The following is a 20,023-nucleotide window of genomic DNA, read 5'->3' on the forward strand; positions in this document are numbered from 1 at the left end:
AAGGTCCATTTCCCAAGAGTCCCTGCCATGACTGCCCAGACCAACCGCCAATTCCTGCTCGCCAAACGCCCGGTCGGCGCTGCCACGCGGGACACCTTCACCTACCAGGAAGTGCCGGTGGGCACGCCCCAGGACGGGCAGGTGCTGGTGCACAACGAATACCTGTCCCTGGACCCGGCGATGCGTGGCTGGATGAACGAGGGCAAATCCTACATTCCGCCGGTAGGAATCGGCGAGGTCATGCGCGCCCTGGGCGTAGGCAAGGTGATCGCTTCGAACAACCCGAAATTTGCCGTGGGGGATTACGTCAACGGTGCCCTAGGCGTGCAGGATTACTTCCTCGGCGAGCCGCGAGGTTTCTACAAGATCGATCCGAAACTGGCACCGTTGCCGCGCTACCTGTCGGCGTTGGGGATGACCGGCATGACCGCCTATTTCGCCCTGCTGGACACCGGCGCCCCCAAAGCCGGCGAAACCGTGGTGATTTCCGGCGCGGCCGGTGCGGTGGGCAGCATTGCCGGGCAGATTGCCAAGATCAAAGGCTGCCGCGTTGTGGGCATTGCCGGCGGCGCCGACAAATGCAAGTTCCTGGTGGATGAGCTGGGGTTTGATGCGGCCATCGACTACAAGAACGAAGACGTGCACGCCGGCCTCAAGCGCGAATGCCCGAAAGGCGTGGACGTGTATTTCGATAACGTCGGCGGGGACATCCTCGACGCCGTGCTCAGCCGCCTGGCGTTGAAAGCCCGCGTGGTGATTTGCGGTGCAATCAGCCAGTACAACAATAAGGAAGCCGTCAAAGGGCCGGCCAACTACCTGTCATTGCTGGTCAATCGGGCGCGCATGGAAGGGTTTGTGGTGATGGACCACGCGGCGAACTTCGCCGCTGCCGGGCAGGAGATGGCCGGCTGGATGGCGCAGGGCAAGCTCAAGAGCAAGGAAGATATCGTCGAAGGACTGGAAACGTTCCCGGAAACGCTGATGAAACTGTTCAACGGTGAGAACTTTGGGAAGTTGGTGCTGAAAGTCAGCTGACACACCGCAGATCGTTCTGCACACCCGGTTAATGTGGGAGCCGGGCTTGCCCGCGATGCAGGCGACTCGGTGTTTCAGTGATACCGAGGCGATGCTATCGCAGGCAAGCCAGCTCCCCCAGAGACCGTGGCCGCTTTAGTCAGGCGATCTCGGCAACCACCGCCGCCAGCGCCTTGGCCGGGTCGGCCGCCTGGCTGATCGGGCGTCCGATCACCAGGTAATCGGAACCGGCATCCAGGGCCTGGCGCGGGGTCAGGATGCGACGTTGGTCGTCCTGGGCGCTGCCCGCCGGACGAATCCCCGGGGTCACCAGTTGCAGCGACGGGTGGGCGGTCTTCAATGCCTGGGCTTCCAGGGCCGAGCACACCAGACCGTCCAGGCCGGCCTTTTGCGCCAGGGCCGCGAGGCGCAGCACTTGTTCCTGTGGCTCGATGTCCAGGCCGATGCCGGCCAGGTCTTCACGTTCCATGCTGGTCAGCACGGTCACGCCAATCAGCAGCGGCTTGGGGCCGTTGCGCTGATCAAGCACTTCACGGCACGCAGCCATCATGCGCAAACCGCCGGAGCAGTGCACATTGACCATCCATACGCCCATTTCGGCGGCGGCCTTGACCGCCATCGCGGTGGTGTTGGGGATGTCGTGGAATTTCAGGTCGAGGAACACCTCGAAGCCTTTGTCACGCAGCGTGCCGACAATTTCCGCGGCGCAACTGGTGAACAGTTCCTTGCCGACCTTGACCCGGCAAAGCTTGGGGTCCAACTGGTCAGCCAGCTTCAGTGCGGCGTCACGAGTGGGGTAATCCAGGGCGACGATGATAGGAGTCTGGCAGACGGACATTGGAATGGGCTCTCAGGCAAGTCGAAATCGGCGCGGATTGTAGCGCAAGCAGCGCGTTTGCGGGATCCGATGATCGGTAATTCGCGATTTAGCCGCCAGATTGCGGGCTCTCGGGCAATTGTGTCGGAACTGATACATTCCCGACATGCCTGCAATACCCCCGAAGATTAGCCTCGCACACGTGAACCGCCGTACAGAACTTCCAGCCCCGAGGCTGGGCGCCTATGCTGAACGCAACAACCTCGCCGCCGATCTTCGGTCCGGCGGCCCACCAGGTAGATGATCGCACCATGCAAACCCTGACTCCTGCGCTGAATGACGATCAAAAAGGCTCGCTTGTGGGTGAAGACAAGCGCTGGAACACCCGCGCGCTGATCGTCGACGACGACGTGCCGATCCGCGAACTGCTGATCGATTACCTGGCGCGCTTCAACATTCTCGCCAGCGGCGTGACCGACGGCGCCGCAATGCGCCAGGCCATGCAAGCCGAGACCTTCGACGTGGTGGTGCTCGACCTGATGCTGCCGGGCGAAGACGGCCTGTCGCTGTGCCGTTGGCTGCGGGCGGAATCGGACATCCCGATCCTGATGCTCACCGCCCGCTGCGAACCCACCGACCGCATCATCGGCCTGGAGTTGGGGGCCGACGACTACATGTCCAAGCCCTTCGAGCCCCGCGAGCTGGTGGCACGCATCCAGACGATCCTGCGCCGGGTACGGGATGACCGCACCGAGCAACGGGCGAATATCCGCTTCGACAACTGGCGCCTCAACAGCGTGCTGCGCCAACTGGTGGCCGATGATGGCCTGGTTGTGCCGCTGTCCAACGCTGAGTTCCGCTTGCTGTGGGTGTTTATCGAACGCCCGCGCCGGGTGCTGAGCCGCGAACAACTGCTGGACGCGGCCCGCGGTCGCTCCATCGAAGCCTTTGACCGCAGCATTGACCTGCTGGTCTCGCGGCTGCGCCAAAAGCTCGGCGACGACCCGAAGGCACCGCAGTTGATCAAGACCGTACGCGGTGAAGGCTATCTGTTCGACGCCCGGGATATTGGCTGATGCGCAACGCCTTCAACACCCTGTTCGGGCGGCTGTTCGGTGTGTTGCTGGTGGCGATTGTGCTGGCCCACGTGCTGGCATTTTTCTGGTTTCACCACTACGGCCCGCCGCCGCCACCGCCCCGCGAGACCTTCATCGAGCAACCGGACGGCACCCTCACGCCAGCGCCGAAGGAGCATCACAGGCCCTGGTTCGGCGGGCCCGTGGTGCCGCTGACTTTCCAGTTCTTCTCACTGATCATCGCCGCCTGGTACGGCGCCAAGCTGCTCAGCCGGCCGATCCAGCGTCTGAGTGCGGCGGCCGAGCGCCTGAGCCTGGACCTCGACAGCCCGCCGTTGAACGAGTCCGGCCCACGGGAAGCACGGCAGGCGGCGTCGACCTTTAACCTGATGCAAAAACGCATCCGTGAACAGGTCACCCAGCGTGCCCGCATGCTCGGCGCCGTGTCCCATGACCTGCGCACGCCACTATCGCGGCTCAAGCTGCGCCTGGAACAGATCGAAGACACCAAGCTGCAGGGCCAGATGCGCCAGGACCTGGACGACATGATCGGCATGCTCGACGCCACCCTGAGCTACCTGCACGAACAACGCACCAGCGAAACCCGGCATTGGCTGGACGTGCAGGCATTAGTGGAGTCCTTGAGTGAAAACGCCCAGGACCGTGGCTCCGACGTGCAATGCAGTGGTGAATGCGCGCCGCTGCAGGTGCAACCGATGGCCCTGCGTTCGTGCCTCAACAACCTGATCGACAACGCCCTGCGCTATGCCGGCACCGCCCGTATCGAACTGGCGGACAGCCCCCAGGCGCTGGTGGTCAAGGTGATCGACCATGGGCCGGGGATTGCGGCGGATAAACGCGAGGCGGTGTTTGAGCCGTTTTATCGGCTGGAAGGCTCACGCAACCGGAACTCCGGCGGCGTGGGTTTAGGGATGACGATTTCCAAGGAAGCGGTGGAACGCCTCGGTGGGCGGTTGAGCCTGGAGGAAACCCCAGGCGGTGGCCTAACGGCCGTGATGTGGTTGCCGAGGGCTTGAGCCACACACCCATCACTGTGGGAGCTGGCTTGCCTGCGATGCAGACACCTCGGTGTGTCAGGCACACCCGGTAGATGCCATCGCAGGCAAGCCAGCTCCCACATTAATCTGCAGCCGCCTCAAAATCCTCGCCAATCAGCCGGCTTTATCTTCCCGCCGCACTTGAGCCTGGCTGGCGCTCCAGTCCGTCAGCAGGCTATACGCCACTGCCAGCAATGTCGGGCCGATAAACAGGCCGATGAAGCCGAACGCGATCAACCCGCCAAACACCCCCAGCAGCACGATCACCAGCGGAAGGTTGCCACCACGGCTGATCAGGTACGGCTTGAGCACGTTGTCCACGCCGCTGATGATAAACGTGCCCCATACCCCGAGAAACACCGCGTAGGTGTAGTCGCCCTTCCAGGCCAGCCACGCTGTGGCCGGGATCCACACCAATGGTGGCCCCATGGGAATCAGGCTCAGCAGGAACGTCACGATGCCCAGCACCAGCGCCCCCGGCACCCCGGCAATCAGGAAGCCGATCAGCGCCAGCACCGCCTGGGCGGCTGCGGTGCCGATCACGCCATTCACCACGCGTTGCACGGTGCCCGCCACCAGTTCGATGTAATAACCGGCACGTTCGCCGATCAAACGTTCCAGCAAGCGGTGCACGAACATCGCCAGACGCGGCCCGTCCCGGTAGAAAAAGAACACGAATACCAGGCTCAGGGTCAGCTCCAGGATGCCGCCGCCGATCTGCGCACTGCGGGCCAGCAACCAGTTGCCCACCTGCCCCAGGTACGGCTTGAGGCTGACCATCAGCGCCGCGCCCTGCTGGTCGATGCTGTCCCACATCGCCACCAACCGCTCGCCGACGAAAGGAATGGAGCCGAGCCACGCTGGCGCCTCGGGCAAGCCATCCACCTGGATATCCTTGATCAGGCCCACGGCATCACGCACATGGTCGGCCAGGTTGAACCCCAGCCATACCAGCGGCAATGCCACCAACAGCATCCAGACCAGGGTCAGGATGCCGGCCGCCAGGGATTCGCGCCCGCCCAGCCAACGGGTCAGCAGGCGCATCACCGGCCAACTGGCAAACGCCAGCACCGCGCCCCAGAACAGCGCCGACCAGAACGGCGCCATCACCCAGAAGCTGGCACCAAACAACACCAGCAGCAGGATCTGCACCAGCAGGCGATCGTTATTGAGCATGTGGTTTCTCGAAAAGAAGTCTGTAAGAGGAAGAGCTTAGGCGAACGGCGCGGGTCCGTTCGCCCTGGAACGGTCAGCGTATCAGATGCAGGTGTAAACCCTTGGCTTCGGCGGTGCCGGTTTCCAGGCGGGCCGCACGTACGCCCTGATCGATCAAGCCCTGGCGCCACGCCTCGGCGGTGGGCCCGGTCAAACTGACCCGCAAGGTGGCGTCCAGGTTCAATCCACGGGAAATCAGGGTGAGCCAGGTGGCGTCAGGTTCGGCACCCAGCTTGGGGAAGTCCAGCTCACCGGTGCTCTTCAGCTCCCGCAGCAGTGTGGCGGAGGTTGGCAGCAAGTCGCCCAATGGCGCACTGGCGTCCAATTGTTCCACATGCAGATAGGCCCGGCGATTGCCCCGGGTGATGCCGTACAGCGCGACCAGGGAGTTGTCCTGGGGAGCAGCCAGGCGCAGCAACAGGTATTCCTGCTGGCCATCGGCGCCTACCAGCTTGGCGTTGCCAAACACCTCATTGGCCCACAGGCTGCTTTCGCCGCAATCCCGGGCCTGGCACCAGAACAGCAATTGTGCGCCCTGGGCCTGCAAAGCTTCGCGGGTGGCGGTAAAGGCGGCGCTGGAGGTGTGTTCGGCGGGCAGTTCGTAGGTGATGGCCGTGTTTAATCCGCGAGCGGTGGCCTGGCCTTCATAGCGCAGTTGGCCGCTGATCTTGCGGATCGAGCCCAGCGGGTAGATGCGCTCTTTCTCTTCGGCGGGACGGTAGTCGACGATCTGTGCGTCGACCTGACGGGCCACGGCGGGCAAGTCCTGGCTACCCGGTACGTCAGCGGCGAACACCAGCGGGCTGAAACAGCACAGCCCCAGAATACGGATAAATCCCTTCGGCATACTCATCGGATCAGCGCGCCCTGGCCATTGGGGTGCGCTGCGGTGTTGAGATTGTTCATGGTTGACTCCCTTTCGATCCGCCCAGCCTCGGCAGTTGACCCCGCCAAGTCAAGGCGTGGAGAAGAACCGATTGAAACAGTCTGCAACAAGGGTAGCCCCTGGCTCGTCGTTCAGGTGCAAATGATGGCCACCAGGTAACGTGGTCACCTGGAACGGCAGCCCGGAAAGCAATTCGGAATGTTTCGCCAGCATGCCGTCTTCGGCGACCACCAGCTGTGTCGGACAGCCGACCCGGCGCACGAACGCCATCGCCTGTTCTTCTGTCAGACGCATGGGGGAAGCCAGGGTCAGGCGGCTGTCGCTGCGCCAGGTGTAACCGCCCGGCACCGGCATAAGGCCACGCTGGGCCAGCAACTCCGCGGCCTCGCGACTGACCGCCACCACGCCTTTCATCCGCGCTTCCACCGCACGGTCAAGGGTGGTGTACACCGGTTTGCGCTTGTCTTGCAGGGCCAGTTGCGCCTGCAACGCCATGCCGAGGCGTTCGGCGGCGTTATCTGCAGTGCCGGTCGGCGGGATCACGCCGTCAATCAATCCCAGGTGCGTTACCCGCTCCGGCAAGGCGCCGGCCAACACCAGGGAAACGATGGCGCCGAGGGAGTGGCCAAGTAATGCAAAACGTTTCCAGCCCAGTTGCTCGGCCACTTGCAGCACATCGTGGACGTAATCCCACAGGGAATACCCGGCGCCGACCGGGCGATGGGCCGAGTGACCATGGCCGGCCATGTCCAGGGCGACAATGCGCAGGCCATTAAGCTTCGGGGCCAGGCGGGCAAAGCTGTTGGCGTTGTCGAGCCAGCCGTGCAGGGCGATGACCGGCAGGCCGTCTTCGGGGCCGAACAAGTGGGCCGCCAACTCGATGTGCGGCAGCGCCAGGCGGACTTCTTCGACGGGCGCGGTCATGCGCAACTGCGCTCGCGCTGGCGGGCTTCCCAACGGGTAAACAGGTTTTTGATCAAGGTCGCGGTGTCCTGGGGGCGTTCGAGGGGAAACATGTGGCCACCGGGCATGGTCAGCATTTCGCCCATGGGCATGCGCCCCACGCCGCTGGCATGGTGACGCATCACCACCCGGCTCTGGCGGCCACGCACCACCGCCAGTGGCACTTTCAACTGCCGGGCCTGGCCAGGGCTGGTGTGGGGCACGCCGCGGTAGATGCTGATCTCGGTGGCCGGATCAAAGCGCAGGCGCAGACGATCGCCCACCGGTTCCAGGCCGTGTTGCAGGTAAGCGTCGAAACATTCGGGATCAAAGCCTCGAAACAGGGTCTTGCCGGCGAAGTACTGACGCGCAGCCGCAAGGTCAGCGAACTCTTCACGCCGGCCCAGGGTGCGGCCCGCCGGCGTCAACCGGTCGATAAAGCCGAAGCGCTTGGCCGCGCGGATCACCCAGCGATCGGCCAGCGTCAGCACCGGGGAGTCGAGCATCACCACCCCGCGATACAACTGTGGGCAGCGCATGGCCGCATGCAGGTGCAGCACGCCACCCAACGAATGGCCCACGCCCCACACCGGCTCCGGCTGCTGCTCAAGGTGGTGGATCAGTTCGTCCACCAGGTTCTGCCAATTGTCATCCACCGGAAACCTTGGGTCGTGACCGTGCTGCGGCAAATGCGCGACGGCGTACTCCGGGGCCAGGGCGGCAAACAATTTGCCGTAGGTCGCCGAAGGAAAGCCATTGGCGTGGGCGAAAAACACGTGCTGCGACATACCTGATCCATCACCGTAAACAGAGCGTTGATTCTCCCCAGACCGGGCAGTCACGGCAATGACTGTAACTGCCAGGAATGATGACACTCACGCCATGCCTATCGAGCCGGCGGGTTCTCGCCCAGCGGCACTACGGCCATGGTCAGGCGCGACACACAGCTGGCCTTGCCTTCATCGCTGGTCAGGCGGATATCCCACACATGGGTGGTGCGCCCGATATGAATCGGCTTGGCCACTGCCGTCACCCGCCCGCTGCGCAGGCCGCGCAAGTGGTTGGCGTTGATTTCCAGGCCCACGCAATAGAACTTGCTGGCATCGATGCACAGGTAACTGGCCATGGAGCCCACGGATTCCGCCAGCACCACCGACGCGCCGCCGTGCAGCAGGCCGTAGGGTTGATGGGTGCGGTGGTCGATCACCATGCTGGCGGTCAGGGACTCGTCGTCAAAGCTTTCAAAGCGAATATCCAGTACTTCACCGATGGTGTTTTTCTGGCTCGCATTGAGTTGTTCGATATTGGGTTGAGTGCGCCACAGGCTCATTGATCGGTCCTTATTGGTGTTATGTCAGTGCTCAATCCTGCCACAGCACGGCCTCGGAGCGCTCGCTCCAGGCATGAAACTGCGACCCGTAGGCAGATTCAATCACGTTGCGCTTGATCTTCAAGGTCGGCGTGAGGAACCCGTTTTCCACCGCCCAACTGTCTTTCACCACCACCAGTTGGCGCAAGCGCTCATGTTTATCCAGCACCTGGTTAACCTCTTCCAGCAAGCGTTCGAGACTGCCCTGCAAAGCCTGGCGACCCGTGCCAGCAGCATCTTGCAGGCCCACCTCGGATAACACGCACAGGCCCATGGGCGCACTCAAGCCATCGCCCACCACGCACACCTGTTCGATACGCGCATGCTCGGCCAGGCGGTTTTCAATCGGTGCCGGGGCCACGTATTTGCCTTTGCTGGTCTTGAAGATTTCCTTGAGCCGGCCGGTCAGCCGCAGGCGGCCATCGGCGCCCTGCTCGCCCTTGTCGCCGGTGCACAGGAAGCCGTCGGCGGTGATGGTTTCGGCGGTTTTTTCCGGGTCCTTGAAATAACCGAGCATGGTCGCGCCGCTGCGCACCTGGACTTCGCCGTCGTCACCGATGCGCACTTCAACGTCCGGGCATGGCGGGCCGATCCAGCCGAGCTTTTGCTGGCCGGGGCGACACACGTGGGAATAGCCGCAGCTTTCGGTCATGCCGTACACCTCCAGCACGTCCAGGCCCAATCTCCGATACCAGAGCAACAAGGCCTCAGGTACCGGGGCCGCGCCGGAGATCGCCACACGCACGGCGTCCAGGCCCAGCCCGGCGAGCACCTTGTGGCCCACGCGCTTACCGATGAAGGGCAGGCGCAGCAAGGTATCGAGGCGGCTTGCGGGGATTTTGCTGTAGACGCCCATCTGGAATTTGGTCCAGATACGCGGTACGCCGAATAGCGCCGTAGGCCGTGCCCGCTTGAGGTCTGTAAGAAAGGTGTCGAGGCTCTCGGCGAAAAACACGGTTTGCCCGGTGTAGATCGAAGCCATTTCCACAAACATGCGTTCGGCCACGTGGCACAGCGGCAGGTAGGACAGCAGGCGATCGCCCTCCCCCAGGCCGAACAATTCAGTGCCACGGATGGCGGCAAAGGCCAGGGCGCCGAAGCTGTGCATCACGCCCTTGGGCAGGCCGGTGGTGCCGGAGGTATAGATGATGGTGGCCAGGTCAGAGGCTGCAGGCGCGGGGTTGTCCTGGATCGGTGAGCAGGTTTGCAGGTCGGCCCAGGTGAAATCGAATTCGCCTTCGGGGCATAGCGGCAGGCTGATGGTCGGCAGGTCCGCCTTTACCCCGGCAGACATGGAGGGCCAGTCGTCCAGTTTGCCGATAAACGCCAGGGCGGCTTCGGAGTGCTCCAGCACATGGGCGACGGAGTCGGCGGTCAGGTTGGGGTAGAGCGGGACCGAGACGTGGCCGGCCATCCAGATGGCGAGGTCGGCGATGATCCAGTGGGCGCAGTTTTTCGAGATCAGGGCGATGTGGGAGCCCTGGGGCAGGTCGCGGGCTCGCAGCCAGTGGGCGGCGCAGCGGGCCTGATGGCCGGCTTCGGCCCAGGTGAGGGTCTGGACTTCGCCGCCTTTGATGGGCTGAACCAGGAATCGTTGCCGTGGGTGGCGGGTTTCGCGGTCGAAGAAGACTTGCAGCGGCAAACGAATAGCGACAGACATGGACGCGCTCCTTTGTGTTCCGATGGTAGCCAACCAAGCACTTGCTTGGGTGGACTATTTCATGGGAGCGCGGGGGGTGCAAGTTCTGAAGTTTTGGGGGTATATCCGTTGCTGCGGTCAGGGCTGCTATGGGTTCCGCTCTTACAGCGGCTCACTTTTGAACAGCCGGAATGCCGGCCCAGTCAAAAGTAAGCAGAACGCTCTTGCCCCACCACTCGGCACCTCGCTAAGGCTCGGTGTGCCCGAACGCAGGCAGCGTGGTTTAACGGGGCGCCTAAGATCAAGATCAAAAGCTACAGCGGGCACGATCCCCTGTAGGAGCTGGCTTGCCGGCGATGGTCGTTAACGATGAAGCTGGCATCCTGAATGAACGCGGCGCTCTCAGGTTCTTCGCCGGCAAGCCGGCTCCTACAGAAAAGCGGCTTTTGCCTTTGCTTCTAACACTCAGGTCGGCTTTCAGGCCGCCGTGCTCTTGATCTGCGGGCCCCGTTAACCACGATGGCCTTCGTTCCGGCATTCCGGGCGTTTGCCAAAAGTGACCCGCTGTAAGAGCGGATCCCTAAGTGGCCGTTACCGCAGGAATGGATATGTACTCAATACCAAACCCAATCCCCACCTAAGGATTCCGAACCCCCAAAAGACTCATCAACCCAGCCAAAGGAAAATCCCCCTCCAGCTCCGCCAAACTCGCCGTACTCATAGGCTGCGGCTGCCGCAAATGCCCATGCTGCAAATAACTGATCAGCCCGCCCACAAACGGCTGATGGCTAACCAGCAACACATCATCGTCATTGTCGAGATGCTTGAGCACCTCCAGCGGATTACTCTCCGGCGTCAACCAGGGCACCGTCCGAACCTCGGGCTCAAACCCCAACGCCTCCCGCACCAACTGCGCGGTCTGCTGCGCCCGCACATAAGGGCTGGCAATAATCGCCCGCACAGGCTGCCCAATCAGATGCGCCGCACTGCGCAAAACCTCTTCGCGCCCATGGGCCGTGAGATTACGCTCCGCATCCGTGCGCGCATGCCCCTCGGCTTCACCGTGACGCAATACCCACACTTTCATAGCTTCGGTTCCTCATCACGCGCCGAATGCGGCGCCGGCGGCACGCTGTGAGCAGCCTCACCTTCAGGCTCGCGGGGCGTCGGCCAATCAGCAAACGGCCAAGGCTTCTGGTCACTGTGAAAACTGCCAAACCGCCCAATCTGCGCCAAAAACTGACTCAAGCTGTCACCAAAATTCATCAGCCCAAGGTTCGGCGCGCCGTACACCAGCCGGTAAACCAGTTGCACCACCACCAGCGCCCCCAGCAGAAACTGCGTCACTTGCCACACCAGGGCAAACACCAGCATCCACAGGACACGCAGGCCGATGGATTCGTACTTGGGTGCTGCTTTCGGATCGTTCATCGCGCGTTCCTCAGTTGAAACCACTGGTGGAAATAAAGTCGACATCGGTTTTCGGCTCAGCCCGCATCAGCAACTCGATAACCTGATTCAGGGTACGCCCCTCAAACAGGATCGCATGCAAACCGGCCACCAACGGCATGTACACCCCGACTTCCTGGGACTTGGCCTTCAGCACCTTCAAGGTGTTGACGCCTTCAGCCACCTCGCCCAAACGGGTGACGGCGTCTTCCAGGCTCAGGCCCTGGCCGAGGGCGAAACCTACCTGATAGTTGCGGCTTTTCGGTGACGAGCAGGTAACGATCAGGTCGCCCACGCCCGCCAGGCCAAGGAAGGTCATCGGGTTGGCGCCCTGGTTGACCGCAAACCGGGTCATCTCGGCCAAGGCACGGGTGATCAGCATGCTCTTGGTGTTTTCGCCCATGCCCAGCGCCACGGCCATGCCGGCGATGATCGCGTAGACGTTTTTCAACGCCCCGCCCAGTTCGACGCCGAAGCGGTCGGCACTGGCGTACACGCGGAAGGTGCGACCGTGCAGCACTTCCTGCACCCGCTCGCAAAGTTCTTCGTCTTCACTGGCGATCACGGTGGCGGTCAGTGCGTGCTCAGCCACTTCCCGCGCCAGGTTCGGGCCCGACAACACGCCAATACGCGCTTCGGGGGCGATTTCTTCAAGGATTTCGCTCATCAACTTGAAGGTGTGCGCCTCGATGCCCTTGGTCAGGCTCACCAGCAGCTTGCCCGCCAGACGCTCGGCATGGGGCGCCAGCACCGAACGCAAGGCGCTGGACGGCAGCGCGACAAAGCACAGGTCGCACTCGTTCAGCGTCGCCAGCAAATCAGTCACCGGCTCCACGGCCGGCAGAATCTTGATGCCTTTAAGGTAACGGGGGTTTTCCCGGTTGACCCGAATGGCCTCGGCTTGCTCGGGGTCACGCATCCATTGACGCACCTGATGACCATTTTCAGCCAGCAGATTAGCCACGGCGGTACCAAAACTTCCGCCTCCCAGGACCGCAATAGGGCGCTGTTCAGTCATATGCAATCCGTTAATCCATAGCAGTGGCGATGGCCGCATTATACGGAGCGACCCGCCTGCGGCCAGCCCCTGCGTCAATTCAAACGCTCGTCGGAAAATGCGACATTTGTGCGAAGTAATTACAGGGCCGACGACTGGCAAACGGCCCCACCTCAGTTAACATGGGCGGCTATCCGTAATTATCAAGGCCGTGCCGTGTCTTTGGGCCCTCCTCCTCGCTCATCCCTTTTGCTGACGTTGTTGTGCATGCCGTGGTGCAGTGCTCCGTTGCTGGCCGACGATCTGTTCCTCGACAGCCAACCGCTGCCGCAGGTGCTGACTGCCACCCGCCTCAAGCAATCGGCCGCCGCCGTGCCCGGCAGCATGACGGTGATCGACAGCGAGCTGATCAAGGCCAGCGGCGCGCGGGACATCCCGGAACTGCTGCGCCTGGTGCCAGGGATGATGGTCGGCTACACCACCGGCAACCAGGCCGCCGTGAATTACCACGGCACCCAGGCGGGCGACGCCCGGCGCATGCAGGTGCTGATCGACGGTCGCTCGGTGTACCGCGCGGGCCTGGCGACGGTGGACTGGAGCGATATCCCGGTGGCCCTCGAAGACATCGACCGCATCGAAGTCTTCCGCGGCCCCAACACCGTCAGCTATGGCGCCAACGCGCTGATGGCCGTCGTCAACATCCTCACCCGCTCGCCGGCCAACAGCCACGGCACCCGCATGAAACTTACCCAGGGCGGCCGCGGGATCAACGACTGGTACGCCAGCCAAGGCATGGGCTGGGAAACCGGCGACCTGCGCCTCTCGCTGTCCGGCCAACAGGACGATGGCTTTGACAGCGACCGCGTGGGCGCCGACCGCCGCGACAGCCGTCGCCTGAGCCGCTTCAGCCTGGCCGTGAGCCAGACCCTGAACGCGCAACAAAGCATCGACTGGCAACTGGATGCCAAGGAAGGCACCAACCAACGCCCGTATACCTACCAACCGGTGTTCGACGGGATTACCGAAGGCGGTACCAATTCCGACGTCAGCGCCAAGGACTACGCCGGTTCCCTGCGCTGGAACTTCGATTTCAACCCCGATCACAGCCTGTATATCCAGGGTTCGGCCCAGCAATGGGATCGCCGGCAGATCTGGCGCGCGTGCGATGCCAAGGTATCGTTCAGCCCGGAGCTGACCCAGTTGTGGCAGCTCAACCCCAACTATGCCGAGCGGCTGGCGCGGCACATGGATGCGTTCAGCAACGGTTCGGCGCCACCCGGCAGTGCCGCCGAACAGGCATTGGGCAATCAGGTCCTGGATCAATGGCGTAATGGCGCGAACCAGAGCGTCTGCGGCAACATCGACCAAAGCACCAAGGAAAGCCGCTACGACCTGGAGCTGCAAGACACCCTCAGCCTGTCCGACAGCCTGCGCCTGGTCAGCGGCATGAATTACCGCTACGACCGCGCCGACTCCGACACCTACTTCAACGGCACTATTGACGACACCACCTGGCGCCTGTTCGGCCACCTGGAGTGGCGCGCCAGCGAACACTGGCTGCTGCAGGGCGGCGCGATGTACGAAGACACCCACCTGAGCGGCAACTCGCTGACGCCCCGGGTGGCCGTCAACTACCTGATCAACCCGCGCCACGGCCTGCGCGCGGTGTACTCCGAAGCCATCCGCTCCCCGGACATGTTCGAGAACAACGTCAACTGGAGCTACCGCGTCACCAACCTCAGCTCGCCGGCCTACGGCCAGAACTCCGGGCAATACTTCGTGGTGACCCGCGGCCCGGGCAACCTCGACAAAGAGCTGATGCGCTCCCGGGAACTGGGCTACAACGGCTTTTTTGCCGACATCGGGCTGAACGTGGACGTGAAGCTGTTCTACGACGAAATCAGCGACATGGTCAGCGAGCCGCTGCGCAACAACCAGTACATCGCCAGTAACTCGAACAGCTCGCGCTTTACCGGCACCGAAACCCAGCTCGACTGGCACATGAGCACCGCCGACCGGCTGCGTGTCACCTATGCTTATGTGGATGCCAGCGCCACCAACCCGCTGGACAAACAGCAAACCGCCCGCAACAGCGGCTCGGCCGGCTGGATGCGGGAATGGGGCCATGGCTGGTCCAGCGCGGTGTTCTACTATGGCGACGACGCGCTCAACCAGTATCGCTTCGAACGGGTCGACCTGCGGGTGGCCAAGCGCATTGCCCTGGGCAAAGCCAACGTGGAGCTGGCCGGCATGTTGCAACAACGGCTCGACAATCAGCCCACCACCTGGCCCGACAACAACTATGACCAGCGCCACGTGCTCTACTTCAGTGCGGAGTTAGAGTTCTAGCATGAACCGCGCCCCGTCACGGATGACCCTCTCCTTTACCGCCCGACTCTGGCGGTGCTGTGTGTTGCTTGGGATTTTATGGTTTGCCGCCCCGGCATGGGCGGCGGACATCCTGCTGACCGCCGAAGAAGATGGCCCGGGCGTACAAACCTTCGTGCAGGCCCTGGCCCGACAGCGCCCCGAAGACAGCGTGAAATTCACTCCGCTCAAGGACCTCCCCGCCCCCGCACACTTGCCCACCAGCACCCGCCTGATCCTGCTGGACCTGCCCAGCCTCGACTGGCGCCTGCAAGACACCCAGGGCCCGCCGACACTGGTGCTGCGCATCAGCCGCCTGCAAGCCCGCCAGCGCCTGGGGGACAGCTTGCCGGCGAAGATCAGCCTGTTATGGAGCGACCCGCCACTGGACCGCCAACTGCGCCTGATCATCGGCATCCTGCCCCAGGCCCGGCGCATCGGCGTGCTCTATGGCATCGACAGCGAATTCCTGCTCAGGGAGCTGCGCCAGTACGCAGCGCCCATGGGCCTTGAGATCGTGCCCCAGCTTTGGGACAACATTAATGACAGTCGCCCGCTGCAAAGCCTGTTCAAGAGCAGCGACGTTCTGCTGGGTCTGGACGATCCCCAGTTGTACAACCCGAAAACCGCAAAAAACCTGCTGCTCAGCAGCTACGCGAGGCAATTGCCGCTGGTCGGGCCCAACGCCGGGTTCGTCAAGGCCGGCAGCCTGGCCAGCACCTACAGCGATCAGACCGACTGGCTGAACGTACTCGACCGGCTGCTGGACCATGCACCGTCCAGCTGGCCGCGCTCGCTTTACCCGGAACGCTTCAAAGTCGTGGGCAACCCGCAGGTTGCGCGCTCACTGGGAATCGAACAGGTGGACGAAACCAACGTCGCCGCCCGCCTGGCCGAAGGAGAAAAACGCCCATGACCTTTCGTCGCCGTTGGGACATCAACACCCGAACCCAGCTCATTACCCTGGGCCCGGCACTCCTGCTGACGCTGCTGTTGATCAGCTTTTTTACCTTCGTACGGATCCAGGACTTGCGCCAGGAGCTGGACCACACCGGCCAATTGATCGCCAACCAACTGGCGCCGGCCACCGAATACGGGGTGATTTCCGGCAACAACGACGTGCTCGAAAGCCTGTTGCGGGCGACCCTGGCCACGCCCCATGTGCGCTTCCTGGAGATTCAGGACAGTTCCGAAAACATTCTGGTGTATGTCGAGCAGCCGTCGGAGAAGCACGATCGTTCGCTGTCGGTGAAAGTGTTCCAGGCGCCGATTCGTCTGCAACACATACAACTGGGCAATGACTTCTTCCAGGACAGCATCGCAGAGCCCAAGGCGCCCCGCGCGGATTACCTGGGGCGGGTGATTGTCGGCATGTCCAACGATGCGTTCAGTCAGCGCCAGCAGGAAATCCTGTTCAAGGCCGGGATTCTCGCGCTGTTCGCCCTGCTATTTACCTTCCTGCTGGCGCGGCGCCTGGCGGCCAGCCTGTCGCAGCCAATCAGTGCCATGGGCAATGCGGTCAAGGCTATCCAGCAGGGTGACTACCAGACGCCACTGCCCATCGTCGATGACTCGGAGTTGGGCGACCTGTCGCGCCACATCAATAACCTGGCCGACGGTTTGAACCAGGCCAGTCGCGAACAGCACCAGGCCATGGCCCAGTTGATCCAGACCCGCGAAGAAGCCGAACGGGCGAACAATGCCAAGTCGGACTTCCTGGCGATGATGAGCCATGAGTTGCGCACGCCGATGAACGGAGTGCTGGGCATGCTGCAACTGCTGGAAACCACCGACATGACCGAGGAGCAGACCGAGTACGCGGCGCTGGCCTCGGAGTCCACCGAACACCTGCTCAAGGTGATCAACGACATCCTCGACTTCTCGCGCATCGAGCGCGCGGCGCTGGAGCTTGAACACATTCCGTTCGACCTGGTGGAGCTGATCAGCAGTTGCGCCCAGGCCTTCCAGCATTCCGCCCAGCAACGCGGCCTGGCGTTGGAGGTGCCGATCCCGCAGGGCCTGGGCTCACTGCAGGTACAAGGCGACCCGACCCGCATCCGGCAGATTCTGGTGAACCTGATCGGCAATGCACTGAAGTTTACCGAGCACGGCACCGTCACCGTCGAACCCCACTGGCAAACGCTGGACCATGAATTGCTATGGTTCACCTGCACCGTGCGCGACAGCGGGATTGGCATTTCGGCCGAGCGCCTGGAATTGATGTTCGATGCGTTCCAGCAAGCCGACAGTTCCATTTCAAGACGTTACGGCGGCACCGGGCTCGGCTTGCCGATTGCCCGTACCCTGGCCGAACGCATGGGCGGCACCCTCCGCGCCCAGAGCGAAGAAGGCCAGGGCTCGGTGTTCACCCTGGAAATCCCGCTGGCGATCTATCAGCAGAGCCTGCCGGTGCTCGCGCCAAACGCTGAAGGCAGTGCCAGCACGGGCGAAGGGCGCAACGTGTTACTGGTGGAAGACAACCCGGTCAATCGCACCGTGGTGGAAGCCATGCTGCGCAGCCTGGGGTTCGAGGTGAGCATCGCCACCGACGGTGCCGAAGCGATTCGCAGTGCCGAGAGCCTGATCTTTACCGCGATCCTGATGGACTGCCGACTTCCGGGCATCGATGGCTACGAGGCCACCCGGCAGATTCGCCAGTTGCCCGGGTGCGCCGACCTGCCGATCATTGCCCTCACCGCCAATGCCTTGCAGGGCGACCGCGAAGCCTGCCTGGCCGCAGGAATGAACGATTACCTGGCAAAGCCGTTCAAACGCACGGATTTGCAACAAATCCTACAACGATGGGTGCAATAGCAGGCCGCCATCAGCCAACTGCGACTGGCGTGAAAGACGAAAGTGCGGCAGTCTTAGGCACCCGAACGGGCCCGTAAACCGGCCCGGTTTATAATTTCAGTGCACAAGTGTACATTCATGACCTTGACGCTGTGACTTTCACTACAACGCAATAGTCTATGTGTAGGCTGCCGACATGAGGCATGAACGCTTCAGTCGGCCGGGAAGATTTGCCCTGCCCTGCCGCATGGGATTATTGAGGAGCTCGCATGACCAAACAAAACGCCTTTACTCGGGAAGACCTGCTGCGCTGCAGTCGCGGTGAGCTGTTCGGCCCAGGTAACGCGCAACTGCCCGCCCCGAACATGCTGATGGTGGATCGCATCACCCATATCAGCGAAGAGGGTGGCAAGTACGGCAAAGGTGAATTGGTCGCCGAGCTGGATATCACCCCTGACCTGTGGTTTTTCGCCTGCCATTTCGAAGGCGATCCGGTGATGCCGGGCTGCCTGGGCCTCGACGCCATGTGGCAGCTGGTTGGCTTCTACCTGGGCTGGCAAGGCCTGCCGGGCCGCGGTCGCGCCCTGGGTTCGGGCGAAGTGAAGTTCTTTGGCCAGGTCCTGCCGACCGCCAAGAAAGTCACCTACAACATTCAAATCAAGCGCGTCCTCAAGGGCAAGCTGAACCTGGCCATTGCCGATGGTTCGGTGACTGTCGACGGTCGCGAGATTTATACTGCCGAAGGCCTTCGGGTCGGCGTATTCACTTCCACTGACAACTTTTAAGGGTTATCCGCATGCGCCGCGTCGTTATCACTGGTCTGGGCATCGTTTCGTGCCTGGGCAATGACAAAGAGACCGTCTCCGCTAACCTGCGTGCAAGTCGCCCTGGCATCCGCTTCAACCCGGAATATGCCGAAATGGGTCTGCGTAGCCAGGTTTCCGGCTCCATCGACCTGCCCCTCGAAGAGTTGATCGATCGCAAGATCTATCGCTTCGTCGGCCACGCAGCTGCTTACGCCTACCTGGCCATGAAGGACGCAATCACCGATTCCGGCCTGAGCGAAGACCAGGTGTCCAACGTGCGCACCGGCCTGATCGCCGGTTCCGGTGGCGCGTCGACCTTGAACCAGATGGAAGCGCTGGACATCCTGCGCGAGAAAGGCGTCAAGCGTGTTGGCCCGTACCGCGTCACGCGGACCATGGGCAGCACCGTTTCCGCCTGCCTGGCCACGCCGTTCAAGATCAAGGGCGTGAACTACTCGATCTCCTCCGCTTGCGCCACCAGTGCTCACTGCATCGGTACTGCGGTAGAGCAGATCCAGCTGGGCAAGCAAGACATCGTGTTTGCCGGTGGCGGTGAAGAAGAACATTGGAGCCAGTCGTTTCTGTTCGACGCCATGGGCGCCCTGTCGACCCAGTACAACGAAACGCCGGAAAAAGCTTCCCGCGCCTACGACGCCAAGCGTGACGGTTTCGTCATTGCCGGTGGTGGCGGCATGGTGGTGGTCGAGGAGCTGGAACACGCCCTGGCCCGTGGTGCGAAGATCTACGCGGAAATCGTCGGCTACGGCGCGACTTCCGACGGCTACGACATGGTTGCGCCAAGCGGTGAAGGCGCCATCCGCTGCATGCAGATGGCAATGTCCACCGTTGATACCCCAATCGACTACCTGAACACCCACGGTACTTCGACGCCGGTTGGCGACTCGAAGGAAATGGAAGGTGTGCGTGCGGTATTTGGCGACAAGGCACCGGCGATCAGCTCTACCAAGAGCCTGTCGGGTCACTCCCTGGGCGCCGCCGGCGTTCACGAAGCGATCTACTGCCTGCTGATGATGGAAGGCAACTTCATGGCAGGTTCTGCCAACATCGAGGAACTGGACCCGGACGTGGCTGACATGCCGATCCTGACCAAGACCCGTGAAGATGCGACCATCAACACTGTGATGAGCAACAGCTTCGGCTTTGGTGGCACCAATGCCACCCTGGTGCTGAAACGCTGGCAGGGTAAGTAATCCCCGCCGCAGGTTGATCACCTGAAAACGCCCCGACTGGTTCGGGGCGTTTTTTTTTGCGCCCTGAAAAGCACCGGGTGTGCAGGTGGTTTGGGGGCATATCCGTTTCTGCGGTCAGAGCCGCTATGGGTTCCGCTCTTACAGCGGCTCACTTTTGAAAAGCGCAAAAGTAAGCAAAACGCTCTTGCCCCACCACTCGGCACCTCGCTAAGGCTCGGTGTGCCCGAACGCAGGCAGCACGAAGCGGGCCGCCGCGACGGGGCGTCCCTGCCCCGTCGCGGCTAAACCGGCGTCCTGCCGGTTTACCCGCTCCGTACTACCTGCGTTCGGCCAGCGTGGTTTAACGGGGCGCCTAAGATCAAA

At 62.4% G+C, this 20,023-nt stretch carries 18 protein-coding genes; 8 read left to right on the top strand and 10 right to left on the bottom strand.

Annotated features, from left to right (window positions below):
• The first annotated feature begins 27 nt into the window (after window positions 1-27).
• Window positions 28-1,035: an NADP-dependent oxidoreductase gene (locus tag HX875_RS07880; RefSeq protein ID WP_177042747.1), complete on the top strand. Its 1,008-nt coding sequence runs from the start codon at window positions 28-30 to the stop codon at window positions 1,033-1,035.
• 139 nt (window positions 1,036-1,174) lie between these two features.
• Here HX875_RS07880 and pyrF read toward each other — a convergent pair whose 3' ends face one another.
• Window positions 1,175-1,873 (bottom strand): orotidine-5'-phosphate decarboxylase, encoded by a 699-nt coding sequence (pyrF, locus tag HX875_RS07885; RefSeq protein WP_177042748.1) that lies wholly within the window; start codon window positions 1,871-1,873, stop codon window positions 1,175-1,177.
• 290 nt (window positions 1,874-2,163) lie between these two features.
• Between pyrF and HX875_RS07890 the strand changes: the two genes are divergently transcribed.
• Entirely contained in the window at window positions 2,164-2,928 is a 765-nt protein-coding gene (locus HX875_RS07890; RefSeq protein WP_076015347.1) for a response regulator, read from the top strand.
• Window positions 2,928-3,965: a sensor histidine kinase gene (locus HX875_RS07895; protein ID WP_177042749.1), complete on the top strand. Its 1,038-nt coding sequence runs from the start codon at window positions 2,928-2,930 to the stop codon at window positions 3,963-3,965. The genes HX875_RS07890 and HX875_RS07895 overlap by 1 nt, the downstream gene beginning before the upstream one ends.
• A 135-nt stretch (window positions 3,966-4,100) precedes the next feature.
• Here the strand turns inward: HX875_RS07895 and HX875_RS07900 are convergent, their stop codons facing one another.
• The 9 genes from HX875_RS07900 to HX875_RS07940 form a co-directional block, all read right to left on the bottom strand.
• Window positions 4,101-5,162, bottom strand: coding sequence for an AI-2E family transporter (locus HX875_RS07900; protein ID WP_177042750.1), 1,062 nt, complete (start codon window positions 5,160-5,162; stop codon window positions 4,101-4,103).
• Window positions 5,163-5,235: 73 nt separating this feature from the next.
• Window positions 5,236-6,054, bottom strand: coding sequence for a DUF4892 domain-containing protein (locus tag HX875_RS07905; protein WP_029615735.1), 819 nt, complete (start codon window positions 6,052-6,054; stop codon window positions 5,236-5,238).
• Window positions 6,055-6,156: 102 nt separating this feature from the next.
• Entirely contained in the window at window positions 6,157-7,011 is an 855-nt protein-coding gene (locus HX875_RS07910) for an alpha/beta hydrolase (RefSeq protein ID WP_177042751.1), read from the bottom strand.
• Window positions 7,008-7,817: an alpha/beta fold hydrolase gene (locus HX875_RS07915; RefSeq protein WP_177042752.1), complete on the bottom strand. Its 810-nt coding sequence runs from the start codon at window positions 7,815-7,817 to the stop codon at window positions 7,008-7,010. The genes HX875_RS07910 and HX875_RS07915 overlap by 4 nt, the downstream gene beginning before the upstream one ends.
• A gap of 98 nt (window positions 7,818-7,915) precedes the next feature.
• Window positions 7,916-8,359 carry a hotdog fold thioesterase gene (locus tag HX875_RS07920; RefSeq protein WP_177042753.1) on the bottom strand — a complete coding sequence of 148 codons (444 nt, stop codon included), beginning with the start codon at window positions 8,357-8,359 and terminating at the stop codon, window positions 7,916-7,918.
• A gap of 31 nt (window positions 8,360-8,390) precedes the next feature.
• Window positions 8,391-10,058 carry an AMP-binding protein gene (locus tag HX875_RS07925; RefSeq protein ID WP_177042754.1) on the bottom strand — a complete coding sequence of 556 codons (1,668 nt, stop codon included), beginning with the start codon at window positions 10,056-10,058 and terminating at the stop codon, window positions 8,391-8,393.
• Window positions 10,059-10,674: 616 nt separating this feature from the next.
• A complete protein-coding gene (gene sixA / locus HX875_RS07930) occupies window positions 10,675-11,124 on the bottom strand; it encodes a phosphohistidine phosphatase SixA (RefSeq protein ID WP_177042755.1) in 450 nt (149 codons plus the stop codon).
• Window positions 11,121-11,468 carry a DUF4389 domain-containing protein gene (locus tag HX875_RS07935; protein ID WP_177042756.1) on the bottom strand — a complete coding sequence of 116 codons (348 nt, stop codon included), beginning with the start codon at window positions 11,466-11,468 and terminating at the stop codon, window positions 11,121-11,123. Before HX875_RS07935 ends, sixA begins: the two co-directional genes overlap by 4 nt.
• A 10-nt stretch (window positions 11,469-11,478) precedes the next feature.
• The gene (locus HX875_RS07940) at window positions 11,479-12,504 is read right to left on the bottom strand and encodes an NAD(P)H-dependent glycerol-3-phosphate dehydrogenase (RefSeq protein ID WP_177042757.1); all 1,026 of its coding nucleotides are present in this window, start codon (window positions 12,502-12,504) and stop codon (window positions 11,479-11,481) included.
• 195 nt (window positions 12,505-12,699) lie between these two features.
• Between HX875_RS07940 and HX875_RS07945 the strand changes: the two genes are divergently transcribed.
• From HX875_RS07945 to fabB, 5 genes are all read left to right on the top strand, one after another.
• Window positions 12,700-14,832: a TonB-dependent receptor plug domain-containing protein gene (locus tag HX875_RS07945; RefSeq protein WP_177042758.1), complete on the top strand. Its 2,133-nt coding sequence runs from the start codon at window positions 12,700-12,702 to the stop codon at window positions 14,830-14,832.
• Between the two features lies 1 nt (window position 14,833).
• Window positions 14,834-15,766 carry an ABC transporter substrate-binding protein gene (locus tag HX875_RS07950; RefSeq protein ID WP_177042759.1) on the top strand — a complete coding sequence of 311 codons (933 nt, stop codon included), beginning with the start codon at window positions 14,834-14,836 and terminating at the stop codon, window positions 15,764-15,766.
• On the top strand, window positions 15,763-17,664 hold the full coding sequence (locus tag HX875_RS07955; RefSeq protein WP_177042760.1) for an ATP-binding protein: 1,902 nt from the start codon (window positions 15,763-15,765) through the stop codon (window positions 17,662-17,664). Before HX875_RS07950 ends, HX875_RS07955 begins: the two co-directional genes overlap by 4 nt.
• 248 nt (window positions 17,665-17,912) lie before the next feature.
• Window positions 17,913-18,428, top strand: a complete 516-nt coding sequence (gene fabA / locus HX875_RS07960; RefSeq protein WP_003210552.1) for a 3-hydroxyacyl-[acyl-carrier-protein] dehydratase FabA — start codon at window positions 17,913-17,915, stop codon at window positions 18,426-18,428.
• Between the two features lie 11 nt (window positions 18,429-18,439).
• Window positions 18,440-19,660, top strand: a complete 1,221-nt coding sequence (fabB, locus tag HX875_RS07965) for a beta-ketoacyl-ACP synthase I (RefSeq protein ID WP_177042761.1) — start codon at window positions 18,440-18,442, stop codon at window positions 19,658-19,660.
• The last annotated feature ends 363 nt before the right edge of the window (window positions 19,661-20,023 follow it).

Origin of the sequence: Pseudomonas yamanorum, assembly GCF_013386765.1 — a bacterium.
GTDB lineage: Bacteria > Pseudomonadota > Gammaproteobacteria > Pseudomonadales > Pseudomonadaceae > Aquipseudomonas > Aquipseudomonas yamanorum_A.

Coding starts and splice junctions, on each gene's coding strand:
- HX875_RS07950 (WP_177042759.1), top strand. CDS start 14,834: ATGAACCGCGCCCCGTCACGGATGACCCTCTCCTTTACCGCCCGACTC.
- HX875_RS07895 (WP_177042749.1), top strand. CDS start 2,928: ATGCGCAACGCCTTCAACACCCTGTTCGGGCGGCTGTTCGGTGTGTTG.
- HX875_RS07900 (WP_177042750.1), bottom strand. CDS start 5,162: ATGCTCAATAACGATCGCCTGCTGGTGCAGATCCTGCTGCTGGTGTTG.
- HX875_RS07935 (WP_177042756.1), bottom strand. CDS start 11,468: ATGAACGATCCGAAAGCAGCACCCAAGTACGAATCCATCGGCCTGCGT.
- HX875_RS07915 (WP_177042752.1), bottom strand. CDS start 7,817: ATGTCGCAGCACGTGTTTTTCGCCCACGCCAATGGCTTTCCTTCGGCG.
- HX875_RS07890 (WP_076015347.1), top strand. CDS start 2,164: ATGCAAACCCTGACTCCTGCGCTGAATGACGATCAAAAAGGCTCGCTT.
- HX875_RS07905 (WP_029615735.1), bottom strand. CDS start 6,054: ATGAGTATGCCGAAGGGATTTATCCGTATTCTGGGGCTGTGCTGTTTC.
- sixA (WP_177042755.1), bottom strand. CDS start 11,124: ATGAAAGTGTGGGTATTGCGTCACGGTGAAGCCGAGGGGCATGCGCGC.
- HX875_RS07880 (WP_177042747.1), top strand. CDS start 28: ATGACTGCCCAGACCAACCGCCAATTCCTGCTCGCCAAACGCCCGGTC.
- HX875_RS07940 (WP_177042757.1), bottom strand. CDS start 12,504: ATGACTGAACAGCGCCCTATTGCGGTCCTGGGAGGCGGAAGTTTTGGT.
- HX875_RS07955 (WP_177042760.1), top strand. CDS start 15,763: ATGACCTTTCGTCGCCGTTGGGACATCAACACCCGAACCCAGCTCATT.
- HX875_RS07920 (WP_177042753.1), bottom strand. CDS start 8,359: ATGAGCCTGTGGCGCACTCAACCCAATATCGAACAACTCAATGCGAGC.
- fabA (WP_003210552.1), top strand. CDS start 17,913: ATGACCAAACAAAACGCCTTTACTCGGGAAGACCTGCTGCGCTGCAGT.
- HX875_RS07925 (WP_177042754.1), bottom strand. CDS start 10,058: ATGTCTGTCGCTATTCGTTTGCCGCTGCAAGTCTTCTTCGACCGCGAA.
- HX875_RS07910 (WP_177042751.1), bottom strand. CDS start 7,011: ATGACCGCGCCCGTCGAAGAAGTCCGCCTGGCGCTGCCGCACATCGAG.
- pyrF (WP_177042748.1), bottom strand. CDS start 1,873: ATGTCCGTCTGCCAGACTCCTATCATCGTCGCCCTGGATTACCCCACT.
- fabB (WP_177042761.1), top strand. CDS start 18,440: ATGCGCCGCGTCGTTATCACTGGTCTGGGCATCGTTTCGTGCCTGGGC.